This window comes from Pseudomonas sp. MYb327 (genome assembly GCF_040438925.1).
Taxonomy (GTDB): domain Bacteria; phylum Pseudomonadota; class Gammaproteobacteria; order Pseudomonadales; family Pseudomonadaceae; genus Aquipseudomonas.
Genome location: NZ_CP159258.1, coordinates 5,851,600 through 5,868,307, shown reverse-complemented (window position 1 = coordinate 5,868,307; position 16,708 = coordinate 5,851,600). Strand labels below are relative to the sequence as shown.

Genomic DNA, 16,708 nt, shown 5'->3' with positions numbered 1-16,708 from the left:
GACATGGATAAGCCGCCTTTCGATCCGCACAACCCATGGCTGGAACTGCGACGCCTGACACCCGCGCGAATTGCCTTGGGACGCACCGGCACCAGCATGCCCACCCGCGCCCAATTGGATTTCCAGTACGCCCACGCCCAGGCGCGGGATGCGGTGCATTTGCCGTTCGATCACGTGGCACTCAGCGCACAACTGGCCGAACGCGGTCGGCAAAGCATTTTGCTGCACAGTGCGGCGATAGATCGGAACAGTTACCTGCAGCGCCCCGATCTGGGGCGAAAGTTAAGCGCTGCGTCGGCACAAGCCCTGCGCGAATACGCCTCTGCCAATCCTGGCGGGGTCGATCTGGCTATCGTGGTCGCCGATGGTTTGTCCGCGCTGGCCGTTCATCGCCATACGCTGCCATTTCTGGCGCGTCTGGAGGAACAGATTGGCGCCGAACACTGGTCCGTGGCCCCGATTATATTGGTCGAGCAGGGCCGCGTTGCGGTCGCCGACGAGGTTGGCGAACTGCTGGGCGCAAAAATGACGGTGATCCTGATCGGTGAACGCCCGGGCCTCAGTTCGCCGGACAGCCTGGGTTTATATTTCACCTACAATCCCAAGGTCGGACTGACGGATGCCTACCGCAACTGCATTTCCAATGTACGCCTCGAAGGCCTGAGTTATGGCATGGCGACACACCGCTTGCTGTATTTGATGCGAGAAGCCTGTCGGCGTCAGCTGTCTGGGGTCAATTTGAAAGACGAAGCGCAGGTTCAGACGCTGGAGTCAGACGCAGGTGCAGACATGAAAGGTAATTTCCTACTCAGTCCGCCGGATGTGTGAATCGCTTCCGCATTGCACTTTCGTTCCACTTTCAGGCAGGATCGACGCACGGCTGCCAGTGAGTACCTATTGCCGTCAGAGCACGTGAAGACAGCCACTTGAGACGAGACCTACCATGCGGATTATTCAAGCGACCCTCGAACACCTGGACCTGCTGACCCCGTTGTTCGTCAAATATCGCGAGTTTTATGGCTCCCTGCCGTATCCGGACTCGTCCCGGGCATTCCTCGAGAAACGCCTGCGTCGCAAGGAATCGGTGATCTACCTGGCATTGTCCGATGACGACAGCAATAAACTGATGGGTTTCTGTCAGTTGTACCCGAGCTTTTCGTCGCTTTCGCTCAAACGCGTGTGGATTCTCAACGACATCTACGTCGCCGAAGACGCCCGCCGCCAATTGGTGGCCGACAACCTGATCCGCACCGCGAAGAAAATGGCCAAGGAAACCAATGCCGTGCGCATGCGCGTTTCCACCAGCAGCAATAACGAAGTCGCTCAGAAAACCTACGAATCCATCGGGTTCAAGGAAGATACCGAATTCAAAAACTACGTGTTGCCGATCAGCGACGAACTCTGATCCACATCAAGCGGTAGCAGCACGCTTGCTCGCGATTGCGGTATGTCACACAGCACACCTGTTGAATGCAAGACCGCTTTCGCGAGCAAGCTTGCTCCTACAAAACACGCGATGCCCACCGTCGATCCGAGTGACATTCCCCGCTACAAACTCGACGCGCTTTTCACTAGCCTCCCCGTATAATGCCGACCTTCCCGGCTTGTAAGAAAAACTACACCCGTCTGTAGGCTTACTCGAAGTCATCCGCACAGGCCTGCCGAGTCGGGCCGTCATCACAGGTGCTCCTCCATGGATTTCAACCCGCTCGATCTCGTCCTGCATCTCGATGTTTACCTCGATTTGCTGGTCACCAACTACGGGCCATGGATCTACGCCATTCTGTTTCTGGTGATTTTTTGTGAAACCGGCCTGGTAGTCATGCCGTTCCTCCCGGGTGACTCGCTGCTGTTTATCGCCGGTGCCGTAGCGGCCGGCGGTGGCATGGACCCGGTATTACTCGGCGGCCTGCTGATGCTGGCGGCGATTCTCGGTGATAGTACGAATTACGTCGTCGGACGAACGGCCGGCGAACGTCTGTTCAGCAATCCCAATTCGAAAATCTTCCGCCGCGATTACCTGCAACAAACTCACGACTTCTATGAAAAGCACGGCGGCAAAACTGTAACCCTCGCGCGCTTCCTGCCCATCATTCGAACCTTTGCACCGTTCGTCGCCGGCGTAGCGAAAATGCCCTATCCGCGTTTCTTCGCATTCAGCATCCTCGGCACCATTCTGTGGGTCGGCGGGCTGGTCACCCTCGGTTACTTCTTTGGCAACGTACCGTTCATCAAGTCCAACCTGTCGCTGCTGGTCGTTGGCATCATCCTGCTGTCACTGGTGCCGATGATCATCGGCGTGATCCGCAGCCGCTTCGGCGGCTCGAACTCCAAAGCCGAATCCCGCTGATTCACCATGTGGTCTCTGAGCGCCTGGCGCCGCCAGCGCACCCTGGCCAAACACCCGATTGCCGACGACACGTGGCAACGGGTGCGCCAGCACCTGAGTTTCCTTGATGGCATCACCGCCGCCGAAGACCAATGGCTGCGCGAAGCGTGCGTGCTGTTCCTGCAAGACAAACACCTGACCGCCCTGCCCGGCGTCGAACTGCATCAGGAGCAACGCCTGTTGCTGGCGGCCCAAGCGCAATTACCCCTGCTGCATCTCGGTGATTTGAACTGGTATCAGGGGTTTCACGAAATCGTCCTTTACCCCGACGACTTCCTTAGCCCCCAGCGTCATCGTGACGCCAGCGGCGTCGAGCACGAATGGGACGGCGAGCATAGCGGTGAAGCCTGGCAGCAGGGTCCGATCATCCTGGCCTGGCCGGGTGTGATGGCCAGCGGCAGCTGGGAAGGCTACAACCTCGTTATTCATGAACTGGCGCACAAACTCGACATGCTCAACGGCGATGCGAACGGCCTGCCGCCGCTGCACGCCGACATGCGGGTCAGCGACTGGGCCAAAGTCATGCAAGAAGCCTACGACGATCTTGACCGGCAACTGGACCGCAATCCGGACGCCGAGACGGCCATCGACCCCTACGCCGCCGAAAACCCTGCAGAGTTCTTCGCGGTGACCAGCGAATACTTCTTCAGCGCCCCGGATCTGCTGCACGAGACTTATCCACAGGTCTATGAGCAACTGAAGCTGTTCTATCGCCAGGACCCGTTGGCGAGGCTACGGCAACTTCTCGCCGAGAACCCGGTCTATCAGGCACAGGACTAAGGTCTACACGACCTCTGGTACGTGGCGTCGACGTAGGAATATGCCTATAATCGCCGCCACTTTTTGGTCAATCCGGCCAAGTGTTTCTGGTCAACTAACGGGGGCAACGCCCAATGAGCTACAGCAAGATTCCGGCTGGCAAAGACCTGCCGAACGACATCTACGTCGCGATCGAGATTCCGGCCAACCACGCGCCGATCAAATACGAAATCGACAAAGACAGCGATTGCCTGTTCGTTGACCGTTTCATGGCCACCCCAATGTTCTACCCGGCCAACTACGGTTACATCCCGAACACCCTGGCTGACGACGGTGACCCCCTCGACGTACTGGTCGTGACCCCTTACCCGGTTGCCCCAGGTTCCGTGATCCGCGCCCGTCCAGTCGGCATCCTGAACATGACCGACGACGGCGGCGGCGATGCCAAAGTCATCGCCGTTCCACACGACAAGCTGTCCCAGCTGTACGTCGACGTGAAGGAATACACTGACCTGCCGCCGCTGCTGATTCAGCAGATCGAGCACTTCTTCGCGAACTACAAAGATCTCGAAAAAGGCAAATGGGTGAAGATCGAAGGCTGGGCCGGCGCAGACGCCGCCCGCGAAGCGATCACCAAGTCGGTTGCTGCCTATAAAGGTTAAGCAGCGGCTAGCTTCAAGCTATAAGCCTAAAGAAAAACCCCGGTTTATCCGGGGTTTTTTGTGGGCGCCTGGAAAGCATCATAAACACTGCGTTTAACCCCGGGTCGTACTGGTTTTTTCTTGTTTAATTTCCGACCTTGGCGTCTTACATCCAGTCTTAAATTTCCCTCGAAATTTGAACGGCTCGTTGAATCAAAGCCTTATGCCGCGCGGGTAGACTCGCGTTTATGAAAAAGAACAAAACCTGCGGTGCGCGATTCAAAATGCTCCTCGAAGAGGCGAATATCACGACGACGGAATTTGCCGAGTTCTTGAAAATCAAGAAGCCACAAAACGTCCACAACTGGTACACCCGAGGCGTGCCCCACTACCAAATGGAAGAGGTCGCCAGACGCCTATCTGTAAACAGTGAGTGGCTGAAAGTTGGTGAAGGTCCGAGGAATTCGAAAGAACTGCGCCTGCTCGACGATGCCGGCAACACCTTCGACGCCCAGGCAATCCGCGGCAACTACAGGGTCATCGAACCGACCGACGTCGAATTGCCCTTCTATAAAGAAACAGTCATCACACCCGATTCCAACAAAACCCATGTCATCAAAGACCCCGGACAGTCCATCCGCCTCCCCCGCAGAGACCTCGACTCCCTGGAAATCAACCACGCAGACGCCATCTGCGCCCGCATGATCGGCAACAGCATGGCGGAAAAAATTGAAGATGGTTCAATACTCGCCATTGATCGCGGACTTACGCAAATTATCGACGGCGAGATCTATGCCATCGAGCATGACGGCATGCTGCGGATCAAATACCTGCACCGCGTACCGGGCAACTCGCTGCGCATGCGCAGCCACAATAATGCTGAATACCCGGATGAGGTCTTTAGACCCGCACAAATTGAGGAAGAAAACATCAGGGTATTGGGTTGGGTGTTCTGGTGGTCGACGCTGAACAAACGCAGGCCCGAGGTGCCATTCCTGTAGTACCGAGCCGTGTTCATCGCACGCCAAGCTGGGAATTCCCCCAAAAAATCAGTATGCTGCGCCCCACATTTGCATCGACCCGCCCCGCGGCTCCGATCGCACCGACAAGGCAGATGATTTTCTCGCCGAGTCCCACAGCCGGACGCAAGATCCGGGTGTACGTTTTGAAGGCTGGCGCGGTTTACCAAAAATGAACCAAGCCAGTCCCCGAGAAGCCGGCCACAAGCCGGCTTTTTAATGCCCACAGAAAAGTGACCCGTCAGTTACCCTCACGGATAACTAAACCCCTTAACCAACGTCAACTCCCCCACCGCTCGCATCGGTACCAGAAACGTCTGCATCTTCTCGTTCGGCGTCCCTTCCTCGGTGATCACCGTCACCTGCGCGGTGGTCAGCGGTTGTACCGCCTCTTCCTGCCCCTCTTCATCACTGCGATAGCCACCCCCAAAGTAGTTTACATAGACCAGATACTGCCCCTTGATCGGCGCGGGCATGGCGAAGATTTCAGGGCCGTAGCCGGTGGTGACGTCGACATCGAGTGCTGCGCCATTTGGCGCGACGCGGTCGCCGTACCAGATGTGGGCGCCGTCGGGGGTGATCAGGTGCAGATCCAGATCAGTACCATCGCTGTCCCAGGCCAGCAGTACGCGTAATTTGGCCGGTGTTGCGCCACCGCTGGCATTGAGGAACTGAACACGACGGCGTTGTTGGCCATCGGCGCTGCGGACTTCGACGCTGTTGCTGCCGCTGGGGAATGAAAACGGGCGATCAAAGCGGCCCGCCGGGTCGATTTTCAGCGGCATGCTGACACCGTTCACAATCAACCGACCGGGCTCTTCAGCCTTGGGCAAGGCCTTGATCTGTCCGGCGATGCGCGCGGTGTTGGCCTGGCCTGCCGGGGTGTTCACGGACGAGGCAGGGTAGTTGACGGTCTGGCGGAAGTTTTCGCCTTCACCTTCGGCCGCACCGGTGCGCCAGCCGCCTAAAGGCGTATCGAGCTTGACGCTGTCGGCGGCCATTGCCGGCGATAACACTGCGAACGTGCAAAGCAACAGCAAGACCGGTGGATAACGAAGTGTCATGGTCTATTCCAGCAAAAGGTGGCGGGCGAGCCCTTCGATGTAGGTTTCATCCTGGCCGTTGGGGTGTGCCTCGAAGGCCAGGTGCAGGTATTCGTGAGTCAGGTCGAGGCGGTCTTGCAGCGAGAGCACGCCGCGCACGTAAATGCGCTGGCGTTCGCGGTCGACATAGGGGCGTCCAAAAGTCAGGCGGCATACGGCGAAGGTGCGGACTTCGTTGTAACCGGTTTCGATGTCCAGCCGTGGGCGCCAGCTCCGACGCTGCTTTTTCAGCCAGTCTTGCGCGCTGGGCAGTGCTTCGCAGGAGGCGACAGGATTGTCCCAGCGGCTGAGGCTCGCGCGCGGATAAGCGTGCAGGAGGATGGCGTCGTAGCGTTGACCGGCGCTGGCTTGTTCGACTGCTTGCTGCCAGGACAGTTTGTCCGGGGCCGGTTGGTCGGAGTGATAGGTGACGGTGCTGCCGGCAAGGACCAGGTCGCTGGTCCATGCCGCGATGTTTCGGGCTTCGGCGCTGGCCGGGCGTGGAGCGACGCGCTGACGGCTGCTGCTGTCGTCGATGCTCAGGCATTCGCCGCTGCGTGAAGCGTTTTGCTGGAGGTAGGTGCGAATGGCCACGGCCAGGGCTTTGGCGGCTTCGGCAGGTACCGGTCTGGCTTCGCGCTGGAGCACGCGGGCAACGTACTCTTCGCGGTCCAGCCGGGCGACGAGCTTGTCATTCAACAAATACAGCTCGCCGCTGCTGTGGATATCGAGCCGGTTACCGTTGGCGAACTCGACGCGATAGTCGCCCTGCAATGGCCCGTTAGAAACCACACGCTCTCCTGCCAGAACGCGCTGAACCGGATAGCGGGAAAACAGTCCGACTTCGACACAACGCCCCGTATCCGCTGGCCAATCTGTCGGCAACACCGTTGCCAACGCAGCAGCATAATGACGAAGCACCATTTGACTGGTTCCGCGCCCTCCCGCCCATATCGGAGTGCCATCCGTTGTCCAACCGGCAAAGCCGCCCTGACGCGACGATGAATCCTGATCCCCCAACCAGCTCCAGGTCTTCACCCGTAATCGGCCACCGAGTTCGCCGACGACATTGCCGTCAGCGGCGTTCAACACCACATCGAGCAATACGCGTCGCGCCTGATCCTGGGCGGGCATCAACGCCAGCGCCTGTAACAAGTCAGCCACCGACACGCGCGTCGAAGGCTGCAACGAAAGCAAATCCTGCAACCACTCCGGCGCCTGTCGCGCTTGCCAATACGTGCGCCAGCCAGCGTCGGTAATGCCCAAACGTGCCGGCTCAAAATACAACCCGCAGGATTTCACTAACGCCTGATCGCGCTCAATCTTGCCACCCGCGGTGCAGCAATAAACCTCTTCCCTGGACTGGCCGCGACATTCGTAAGGCTGCTCATGGGCGCCGCTATCCACCAGCCAACCGTACACAAACAATTTCCACAAACTGCCCAACGGCGCCTGCAAGTCAGCAGGCAACGGCTCGCGTGAAATCACCTGGGTTCGGCTCAACGACAGCAGCTCACCTTTAAAGCCGAGTCGCAGCGGCTCGTCCTGCGCGGTGGCCAGCGCAGGGATCAAACACAGCAGCAAACAGACCAGAGGCCGGATCATGTCAGTGAACCGTGACCTGACCGAGCGCCGGTTTCTGTTCCTGCGCCTGATGCTGTGGCGCGTAGACCTGCGTGAAGCGCGCCGGTGGCAGGTTGAACTGACCTTTCTGCGAGAAACGCACCAGATGCCGCAATCGCAACTCGCCGCTCAGCGCATCCACCGGCACGGCATAGGCCAGTTGCCCCGGCTCGAATCGCGCTTTCTCGAGTGCGGTCGGTTCGGTGCCGGCCTTGCCCATCAGTTTGATACCCCAAGTGGTTCGCTCAACGTCGGCACCCGGTGGCAGCGGCACTTCGAGCAGGCCATAGCGCAGCGGTTTTGCGGCTTTGCTGGTGAGGATCACTTCGTCCAGATACAGGCTGTCGCTGGACAACGGCTGAGTGCCGACCGCTTCAAGTTTGAAGGTGAAGGCTTCATCGCCCGGCACCAGACGCGACAGGCGACGGGTGATGGTCACGGCCATCGGATCAACCGGTGGTTGCCGGGTCTTGTAGCTCAACGCGGCACGCAATGGACGCTCCTGCACACCGGTCAGCGACAACATCGCTGGTACAGGCTCAGCCCCTTGCCAGGTCCAATACATCTCGCCGGTATCGCCATAGTTTTTCTTCCAGCTGGCGCCCGGCGCCAGTGCGATGGTGGGTGAAGCCTGTTCGATGCTGCGTTGCAACCACGTCAGTGCCAACGCACGTTCCAGCGTCGATTGCTGCGGCAGCAAGCGTTGTAGCAACGCTTGCGCACGGGCCTGATCGAAAGGTTGCAGGGACAGGTTCAAGGCCTCGGCAAACGGCTGCGAGCTGACGGCCAAACGCTGTTGGGCATCGGCCAGTTGCCGGTTGAACGCCTCTGGCAGAGCGACCTTCGACTGCCTGGCCAAGGACGCCGTCAACATATGGGCAGCGGCGAGACCCAGCGCAGAATCCGGATCACTCATGACGAGACTGTCGTCGCCATCGTCCATCAGATTCGCAGCATTACCCTCGCCTGCTTTCGCCAGGTCGTCCATCAATCCGCTGAGCAAAGTGTTCACCGGCAATTGCATCTGCTTGGCGAACGACAGGATCAGCGCCCTCTGCAACAGCGGCGTGTTCTTCGCCTGTTTCGCATAGACCTCCAGCACCCGATGCCAATGCTCCGGCGGCAGGTTCAGTTCCAGCACTTGGCTGGCGTGCCAGTCGGCATAGTAGGCGTAAGCGGTGAGGAACGCGTCCGGCTCGCCGTCCATGCCCCACCAGGTGAAACTCGCCGACGGCCCGGCCATTTGCACCAGACGCAAGCGGCTGTTCTGAATGATCAGGCGCAAGCGGTCGCGGATTTGCGGGTTCGACGACAAGGCTGGATAGGCGATGCTCAACGGCAGCAAACGACTGGCGGTTTGTTCGACACCGCCATAGGGGTAACTCAGCAGATCATCGAGGGCGGAACGGAACAGCGCTTGCGGGCTGTCATCCAGTCGCAGGCGAATGTCCGAGGCGTCCGCCGGCAACGTCAGCGGCGTATCACCGCTGCCCACGTCCAGGCTCTGGCTTTGCGTGACCTGCCAACCTTCGCCGGTCGCGGTCAGGTGCACGGCCAGGGCATCGGCGGTTTTGCCGTCCTGCACCAGTTCGGCGGTCCACTCGCCACTGGTCAATGCAAACGCCGGTAGAGGGATGTAGTTGATGCCGCCGTTGAGCGTGACAGGGACACGTTGTTCATTGCCCGCGTAATGAATCACCAGCTCAGCCTTGACCGGGTTTTGCGCCTGGCTGAAAGCGAACACACCGAGGTCCGGTTTGTCGCCGGAGCGGAATTTTCCTGGCCCGCTCCACTTCAGATACAGCGGCTTTTCCGAGCGCACGAACTGCTTCTTCTGCCCGACCTGCCCGTCATCGGCGATGGCTCGCGCGGTGATGCGCCAGCGGGTCAGCGAGTCCGGCATCTTGAAGGTGAAACGGGTTTTGCCATTGGCGTCGGTTACAAGCTCTGGCTGCCACGCGGCGGTGTCGACGTCTTCGCGACGCGGCCGCTCCAGCACCTTCACACCGCGCTCACTGCGGTTGGCTTTGCCCGGTGCGCCGGGACTGCCCGGCAGTGCGACGTCGTAGCTGATGAACGACAGACTGGCGCTGGTGCGCACGTTGTTGCGGCGCGGATGGTAGAAGAACTGGTCGATGGTCGGCGCGACTTCCGGTTGCAACGCGTAGACCATTTCGTCGACCACGCTGACCGTCAGGTGCGCCGGGATCGGTTTGCCGGCGAACTGCGTGGTCAGGTCCACCGACACGGTGTCGCCTGGTTGATAGGTCTCTTTATCAGTGGCGATGGCTACGTCGATTTGCGGCGTGACCACCTTGATCCCGGCGTTCTGGAAGCTGTACTGGCCGCCCTTGGTGTACAGCACCGAAAACGTCAGGTTCGGTGCGAAGCTGTCCTTCACCGGGATGCGTGCGCGGTACTGAGTGTCACTGAGTTTTTCCATCTTCAGCCAGTCGCCGCCCTTGGACAGCAGCGCCGTGGCCTCGACCTTGTCGCGCTCCAGTGACAGCAATGCGTCGCTGATCGGCTCGGGGAACGTGATCAGCGCCAGCGCTTCGCCGCCGGTCTTGTACTCGGGTTTGTCGAAGACGATTTCTACCGTGCCGGGTACCGCTTTGACGCCGTCGCCGGTGACTGAATGACCGGTCGCACCAAGGGTTCGGCCGTGTTCATCCCTGAGCGTCAGGTTGTACGTGCCGGGGCGATCGAAAGCCAGTGTGAAGCCTTTATCGGTCGCCGCCAGTTTGCCTTCACCCGTGCTCTGGTCCTCCAGGCGTACCCAGCCGTAGCTTCCCGGCCTGACCGCTAGATTCTCACCTTCGCCGACGTAGCTGAACGCAACCTTGTCGCCCACCGCACTGAAGCGCTGCGGCGCACTCAAGCGGAAATTCGCCGCACCGCGATCGATGAGGATTTCCTTGGTGGTCTTGACCCGATACGCCGCGCCATCGCTGGCGAACACAGTCAGCATGTAGCGGCTCGGCTTCTCCGCAGCCGGCAGATCGAGCGTGGCGTTGCCTTTGACGTCTGTGGTCAGTTCGGTGCTGGTCAGCTCCACCGGAAACTGCCCGAGATATTGCAATTCGTTGTCGACCATCGACAGTTGTTGGGCGCGCAGGCTCAGGCTCAACTTGGCGTTGGCCACCGGTTTGCCGTCCGGGTATAGCAGTACCAGGCTGCCCTTGAGCGGTTCGCCGGTGCGGTAATCCTGCTTGGCCAGGTTCAGGGAAATTTCAAAGTGCGGCTTGATGTACTCGGCCACGCGAAAGGCGCTGCTGTAGGCTTGATCCTTGTAGTTGAAACGCAGCTCATAACCGCCCGCCACCGCATTGTCGGGCAACTGGAAACGACCTTGAGCGCCGGCCTTGGAATCGAGTTTCAGCGCCAGCGATTGCAGTGCCGTGCCGGTCGCGTCCAGCACCGTGACATTGACGTCGGCAGCGGCTGGCTGTACCGAGTCGCGGGCGTTCTTGAATTCGCGCCCGACGATTTTCAGCGATACCCAATCCCCCGGCCGATATAGCGGCCGGTCAGTGAAGGCATAGAGTTTGGTGTCGTAGATTTCGCTGTCGTAGTAGAAGTTTTCCGAGACGAAAACCCCGCCCTCTTCATCCTCGCCGATCACGAACGAACGCTCTGGGCTGACATGTTTCAGGCGCAGCAAACCATCGGTATCGGTGGCGCCGCTGCTCATTACGCCGAGGCCATCGGTCCACAGCACATTGACCTTCGGCACCGAGCTGCCTTCGTGTTTACGCGCGGCCCACACCAGCAGTTCATCACCGGCAATCTTGCTTACGGCCACGGTGTTGGAGACGAAGACCATGGTGGTCGCGCGGTACTTGCCGATCAGCGCTTCCACCAGGTACAGACCGGGTTTCAGGTTGCCCAACGGGATGTAGACGTTGCCCGGCGCGGCGCTGACGAACTCACTGGAAGACCCGGCGAGGTTCACGCCTTCGGGCGGCTGGATCGGTTTGGCTTGCCACAGCGGATAGCGGAACTGACTGACCACCGGCAGGCCCGGAATCAACGCGAATTGTGGCTGCGCATCGTAAGGTGTTGGCGCAGCCATGGCGGCGCCCATCTTCAGCTCAGGCACTTCTTCGGTGACCTGTTTGCGCGACTCGTAGTTAAACGCCCGCTGCATCACCCGACGGGATTTGCGGTACCAGTTGTCCCACAGATACGCCAGTGTGTTGGACAGGCCTTCGCCCTTGAACTGGCCGTCACTGACCACCCGGTGCAAGTTCTTCTGACGCTTGAGAAAGTCCAGCGGTTTGTCGATGCGATACACCCGGATGTCGGCGCCGCCATAGGGTTCCATGCGGAATCGGCGGTAGTCGCGACCCGGTGCTTCGAGGCGCACCATCGCCTGTTCGTCGCTGGCGAAACTGCTGTCGGCCAGCAGGAAAAAACTTTCACCGGCCACCGGCGTGTAGCCGCTCGGCTCGACCGTGTCTTCGGCGCTGACCGTCGAAAATGGCAGCAGCAAAACCAGCAGCAGAGGCAGGAAACGCAACATGCGGGCACCGATCATTGGGAGAGAAAATTCAGTCGATAAACGCCGATGAAGTTGGGGTTGGCTGCATCGGGTATCCATCGGGTGTCCTTCCATGTCATGAGTTGTTGCAGGCTTGCGGAGCGCATGCCGTTGTCGGTGGGTGTGGTGGTGCCGGTGTGATAGGCGATGTAGCGGCCCATCCAGATCATCAGATGCTGGTCGTCGCCCTGATCGAAAAACATCAGGTCGCCAGGCCGTGCTTGAGAGACATCACGGCTGACCAGATGACTGTTGAACTGGATCAATTTGATCGCGTTGACATACGGCCCGACCTTGCCGCCGCCCTGCTGCCATTGCTGGGCGAGGCCGCGCTGGGTGTCGCTCAGTTGCAGCTCTGGCGGCAGGTAGCGATTGGACAGGCCATTGCTGCGCAGCCATTTATCGTCATGCACTTTCAGCGCTTCGTTGGCGGCGAAGCGCACCAGACCCGCGCAGTCCTGCTGATACCAGCGCGGGCTCGGGCCCTGACTCAGTTGCTCTTGGGCGATGCGCACGAACCAGGCGCGGAACACCTGGGACTGCTGCGGGTCAAGCGCTGGCGTATCCACGGCAAACGCGCGGCTGCCCAGCAGCAACGCCAACAGGCCGAGGCTTCGGATCAGTGCCTTCACAGCGCTTTCCATTCCAGCGGCAGCCATTGCCAATGACCATCCGGCTCGCTGCCTTCGGGCAAGGTCAGGGCGTATTTGCCGTAACCGCCGAGCTTGCGCAATTTCGGGATCAGGTAGGTTTGCGCGGCGTTGTAGAACACCGGTTCCATGTCCTGGGGCAGGCTGTCGAGGGTTTCCTGCTGCATCAACTGCGCCATGGAATCCGGGCCGAAGTAGACCGGCATCAGCAGGTCTTTCGGCACCACGTCGGCCATCGGCGGGAAGCGTTTGTCGAGGGTGCCGAGGGCTTTGTCGACAAGCTTGTCGTCGAGGGAAAACAGTAGCGTCGAACCGTGGCGCGCCAGGCTCACACGCATGAAGGCCTTGCCGGTAATTGCGTCGGGACTCTCAGCATCCACGGCTTTGTAAGGGCCGAAATTCGAACTGACCTGACGCTGCCATTGATGATTTTCTCCGTCCTGCTTCTCGATCACCGGAAACGCATGGTCATCAACCTTGGCTTCATAGGCGCCGACCATCGAGCCGAACAACTGGCCCAGATCGCCATCGAGTCTGGCGCTGTCCTTGTCATTCAGGCTGGCCACCAACAGCGGCGTGTACAGCCGCGAATCGGCGTACCAGCACAGACCGGCAGCACCGGCCATGTGAGCGGTCAGCGCCTGGGCCACGGGCTCTTGCGCACCGAGCTTCACCAGCAGCGGCTTCTGTTGTTCAGCGGCCAGCGGCAGGGCCACGCAAGCGCTGGCCCCCATGGGCATGGCTTGCCAGATCGGTTTGAAATCGAAGTCCGGTTGATCATCCAGTTCATCCATGGCGAGGTAGCTGTGCCAGCCTTTGTCGTCCATGTCGAAACGCAGGCCGGCGAAGTTCGGGATGAAGCGTTGGTAACCCATGGCCAATACACTGGCGTTGACCGACAGCCGTTGCTTCACCTCTGGCGCACGGGGTTGCAGGCCAAAGGCTTCGGGGAATAGTTTGTCGCCGTTGAGCAACGCGGCGATGGCCTGAGTCGAGACGCTGCCCGACTCCTGCGTCGCGCCACTTTGCGGGTCGTAGAGTTTGGTCGGATTCGACAGCACCACCAGTTTGTCGCCATGGGAGGCAAACAGCAGCGCCTTGCTGGCGTTGTAGGTGAGTTGATAGAGCGGCACGTCATCGGCGCCGACTTTGACGTCAGCGACTTTGCTGAGTTGCGAATCATCCAGCGCCACTTTCGCCAGCGGCTCCAAAACCTTGGCCAGCCCGCCGCGATCCATCACCAGCAGGAAATCCTTGAGCCGTCCATCCGCGCCACGCCACAGCGCCACGTCCGCCGGTTGATCGAAGAGCTGCTCGATCAGACTGTCCTGCAGCTTCAAGTCATGCTCGTAGATGATCCGTCGCAGACTGCCGATCAGCCCGAGGCGATCGGCGTGGGTTTCGTAATAGAAGACGAAATCTTCGGTGAGGGTTTCCTTAAGGAACGGCACCGCCAGCAAGTCCTTGGGCAATTGGCTCAAGGAGTGGGTTTCGAGCAAGCCATCGGGGCGGCGCATGCCGAGTTTTTCCGCCGCCAGTTGTGGAGCCGGCGCCTTGCTTTTTTGCATCAGCCAGCCCATGCCAGCGGCCACGCCCGCGACCAGACACAGCCCGATCACAATGGCCGGCCAACGGCGGGACGGTTTGGCGCTCGGTGTTTCGGCAGCCGGGGAAACAGTGTTATCGCTCATTTCACAAAACCCGATGTCATCCGTGGTGCGGGATGCTCAATAGTTGAAAGTCTTGACCAGCAGCAGATCACCGATCGCGCGCAGGGGCACGATGAAGGTTTCGCGTTTTTCGTCGACGGTGTTTTCGTTGAGCACCAGGTTGATCTGCGAGGTGATGACCTCGTTCTGGTTGCTGGTCTCATCGAAGTTATAGCCGCCGCTGCCAAAGTTGCCCCAGTAGTTGACGTAAACCAGATAGGTGCCATGCAACGGCGCGGTCATGGTGAACATTTCCGGGCCGGGACCATCGACGCCGTCCGGATCGAGGCCGCCGCCGTTGGTCAGCGCCGAATGAGCCCAGAACGCATGCTGGCCGTCAGGCGTAACGATGTGCAGGTCGAGCTCGGCCTTGGGGTCGTCCCAACCCAGCACCACGCGAATCCGCGCAGGCGTGCGCAGGTTGTTGGCTTCATAGAATTGAACCCGCTTGAGCGACTGGCCTTCTGCGCTGCGCACTTCGACACTATTGGAACCGGCACCGAACGCATACGGCCGGGCGAAACGCCCCTGGTCGTCGGTGTACAGGTTCAGCGGATTGCCGTTGACCGCCAGCGTATGGGGGCCACGTTGAGGGCCGATGGCCTTGAGCTGCCCTTCGATCATCGTGCGATTGCGCTGTACGCCCCGGTCGATGGGCGGCGTGGGATAGGCGACTCGCGGGTTCTCCGTGCGATCCAGCAGGCCGTTGTAGCGCCAGCCGCCTACCGGTTCCGACATATCGGTGCTCGGCTCGGCCAGAACCGGCATGCAAGCCAACCCGATCAGCAGCAAAAGAAATGAGCGCATGTGATGCCTCCTGCCATGCCTGACGAAACCTTGCGCCCGATCCTCGGCGCGTTACAGATGCGACTACTGCGTTTCGTCTGAAAGACCCGTGACTGTCGGGTCGTCGTTGGCGCGAAGGTTAGCCAGTCGGGTGTTTTTTAACAATCGCGGGTGCCTCAAAGTGCGTAGGGTTTCACGACGCGTGGTGGACGGTGAGCCGAATAAGCGTCATATTCGGCTCACAAAATGAGCCGAATAGACTTTCCAATCGGCTCAACCTTTAAGAGCATCCCGTTCATGACACATCAATGGATATGGCAGCAGCCTGACTGGCCGGACTTCACCTGGAATGCCGAGCGCTTGGCACCCTTGCTGCGCGAGTGCATCCAAGCGCAAGGGCGATTAATGGGTATGGCCCGTTCTGTGGGCAGTTCGCTGAGCGCGCAAAGTGAACTGGATGCGTTGCTGCAAAACATCGTCACTTCGTCCGCGATCGAAGGTGAACAGCTGAATGTCGGTTCGGTTCGCTCTTCATTGGCTCGGCGATTGGGGCTGGAACTCAACGAGGCAGACAACGTCAGCAAACGCAGCGAGGGCCTCGCGCAACTGATGCTAGATGCCACGCAGCATTTCGCCGCCCCGCTGACGCTTGACCGATTACTGGACTGGCATGAGTGGCTGTTCCCAGAACAAAATTCCGATCTCGCTGCGCGCAGCATCCGTGTTGGTGCTTTGCGTGGCGAAGAGCCGATGCAAGTGGTCTCCGGCCGTCTGGACAGGCCGACCGTGCACTTCGAAGCGCCGCCTCGCAAGGGCCTTGAGCGACAACTCGACACCTTCCTCACGTGGTTCGAGAACAGCCGCAATGCAGCAGGACTCGATCCCCTGTTGCGCGCAGGTATCGCGCATTTCTGGTTCGTTACGCTGCACCCCTTCGATGATGGTAACGGACGCCTGACGCGCACCATCACCGACCTGGCATTGGCACAAGGCGAGGCCCAGGCGATTCGCTTCTGCGCCATGTCGGCGAGCATTCTCGATGATCGTTCCGGTTATTACCGTGTACTTGAACGCAGCCAAAAAGCCGATCTGGACGCTACTGAATGGCTCGAATGGTTTCTGCAAACCCTACTAAGCAGCCTGCAACAGGCAATGGTGCGGATCGAGTCGGTGCTGGGCAAAGCGCGATTCTGGCAAGCGCACCGCGAATCTGAACTGTCGATCGAGCAGACCAAAGTACTCAATCGCCTGCTGGATGGCGGGGAGCGCGGATTCGAAGGCGGGATCAGCGCGGCTCAGTATCAAGCCGTGGCGAAGGTATCCAAGGCAACCGCGACCCGTCATCTGGCCGAACTGCTGGATAAGGGATGCCTGCAACGCCTGCCAGGTGGTGGGCGCAGTACGCGCTATGAAATCCACTATCCAGATGACTCGACACCATAATCGCGGGCAACGCTCGCCACAGGGTTTAGCCGCCAAATCACCCCGCTCATTTGCCCATAAACCC

At 59.8% G+C, this 16,708-nt stretch carries 13 protein-coding genes; 7 read left to right on the top strand and 6 right to left on the bottom strand.

The window, feature by feature from the left end:
• The first annotated feature begins 3 nt into the window (after positions 1 to 3).
• The 6 genes from eutC to ABVN21_RS26535 all read left to right on the top strand — a co-directional run bounded on the left by eutC (position 4) and on the right by ABVN21_RS26535 (position 4,790).
• Complete coding sequence (eutC, locus tag ABVN21_RS26560) at positions 4 to 828, top strand: ethanolamine ammonia-lyase subunit EutC (RefSeq protein ID WP_339555452.1); 825 nt, start codon at positions 4 to 6, stop codon at positions 826 to 828.
• Positions 829 to 943: 115 nt separating this feature from the next.
• The gene (locus ABVN21_RS26555; protein WP_007990572.1) at positions 944 to 1,405 is read left to right on the top strand and encodes a GNAT family N-acetyltransferase; all 462 of its coding nucleotides are present in this window, start codon (positions 944 to 946) and stop codon (positions 1,403 to 1,405) included.
• Positions 1,406 to 1,693: 288 nt separating this feature from the next.
• Complete coding sequence (locus ABVN21_RS26550; protein ID WP_339555454.1) at positions 1,694 to 2,350, top strand: DedA family protein; 657 nt, start codon at positions 1,694 to 1,696, stop codon at positions 2,348 to 2,350.
• Positions 2,351 to 2,356: 6 nt separating this feature from the next.
• Positions 2,357 to 3,169, top strand: coding sequence for a zinc-dependent peptidase (locus tag ABVN21_RS26545; protein WP_339555455.1), 813 nt, complete (start codon positions 2,357 to 2,359; stop codon positions 3,167 to 3,169).
• Positions 3,170 to 3,282: 113 nt separating this feature from the next.
• On the top strand, positions 3,283 to 3,810 hold the full coding sequence (gene ppa, locus ABVN21_RS26540) for an inorganic diphosphatase (RefSeq protein ID WP_003205933.1): 528 nt from the start codon (positions 3,283 to 3,285) through the stop codon (positions 3,808 to 3,810).
• Positions 3,811 to 4,037: 227 nt separating this feature from the next.
• On the top strand, positions 4,038 to 4,790 hold the full coding sequence (locus ABVN21_RS26535; RefSeq protein ID WP_339555457.1) for a S24 family peptidase: 753 nt from the start codon (positions 4,038 to 4,040) through the stop codon (positions 4,788 to 4,790).
• 269 nt (positions 4,791 to 5,059) lie between these two features.
• Here ABVN21_RS26535 and ABVN21_RS26530 read toward each other — a convergent pair whose 3' ends face one another.
• Genes ABVN21_RS26530 through ABVN21_RS26505 form a run of 6 tightly spaced genes read right to left on the bottom strand, consistent with a single transcriptional unit; the run spans position 5,060 to position 15,222 of the window.
• Positions 5,060 to 5,872, bottom strand: coding sequence for a DUF2135 domain-containing protein (locus tag ABVN21_RS26530; RefSeq protein WP_339555459.1), 813 nt, complete (start codon positions 5,870 to 5,872; stop codon positions 5,060 to 5,062).
• Between the two features lie 3 nt (positions 5,873 to 5,875).
• Complete coding sequence (locus ABVN21_RS26525; RefSeq protein WP_339555460.1) at positions 5,876 to 7,495, bottom strand: DUF2300 domain-containing protein; 1,620 nt, start codon at positions 7,493 to 7,495, stop codon at positions 5,876 to 5,878.
• Between the two features lies 1 nt (position 7,496).
• Entirely contained in the window at positions 7,497 to 12,053 is a 4,557-nt protein-coding gene (locus tag ABVN21_RS26520; RefSeq protein ID WP_339555461.1) for an alpha-2-macroglobulin, read from the bottom strand.
• On the bottom strand, positions 12,050 to 12,700 hold the full coding sequence (locus ABVN21_RS26515; RefSeq protein WP_339555509.1) for a DUF1175 family protein: 651 nt from the start codon (positions 12,698 to 12,700) through the stop codon (positions 12,050 to 12,052). Before ABVN21_RS26515 ends, ABVN21_RS26520 begins: the two co-directional genes overlap by 4 nt.
• A complete protein-coding gene (locus tag ABVN21_RS26510) occupies positions 12,685 to 14,397 on the bottom strand; it encodes a DUF2138 domain-containing protein (protein ID WP_339555462.1) in 1,713 nt (570 codons plus the stop codon). Before ABVN21_RS26510 ends, ABVN21_RS26515 begins: the two co-directional genes overlap by 16 nt.
• A 36-nt stretch (positions 14,398 to 14,433) precedes the next feature.
• Positions 14,434 to 15,222, bottom strand: coding sequence for a DUF2135 domain-containing protein (locus ABVN21_RS26505; protein WP_339555463.1), 789 nt, complete (start codon positions 15,220 to 15,222; stop codon positions 14,434 to 14,436).
• Between the two features lie 276 nt (positions 15,223 to 15,498).
• On the opposite strand from ABVN21_RS26505, the gene ABVN21_RS26500 reads away from it, so the two are divergent.
• Positions 15,499 to 16,644, top strand: coding sequence for a Fic family protein (locus tag ABVN21_RS26500; protein WP_339555464.1), 1,146 nt, complete (start codon positions 15,499 to 15,501; stop codon positions 16,642 to 16,644).
• Positions 16,645 to 16,708: the final 64 nt, after the last annotated feature.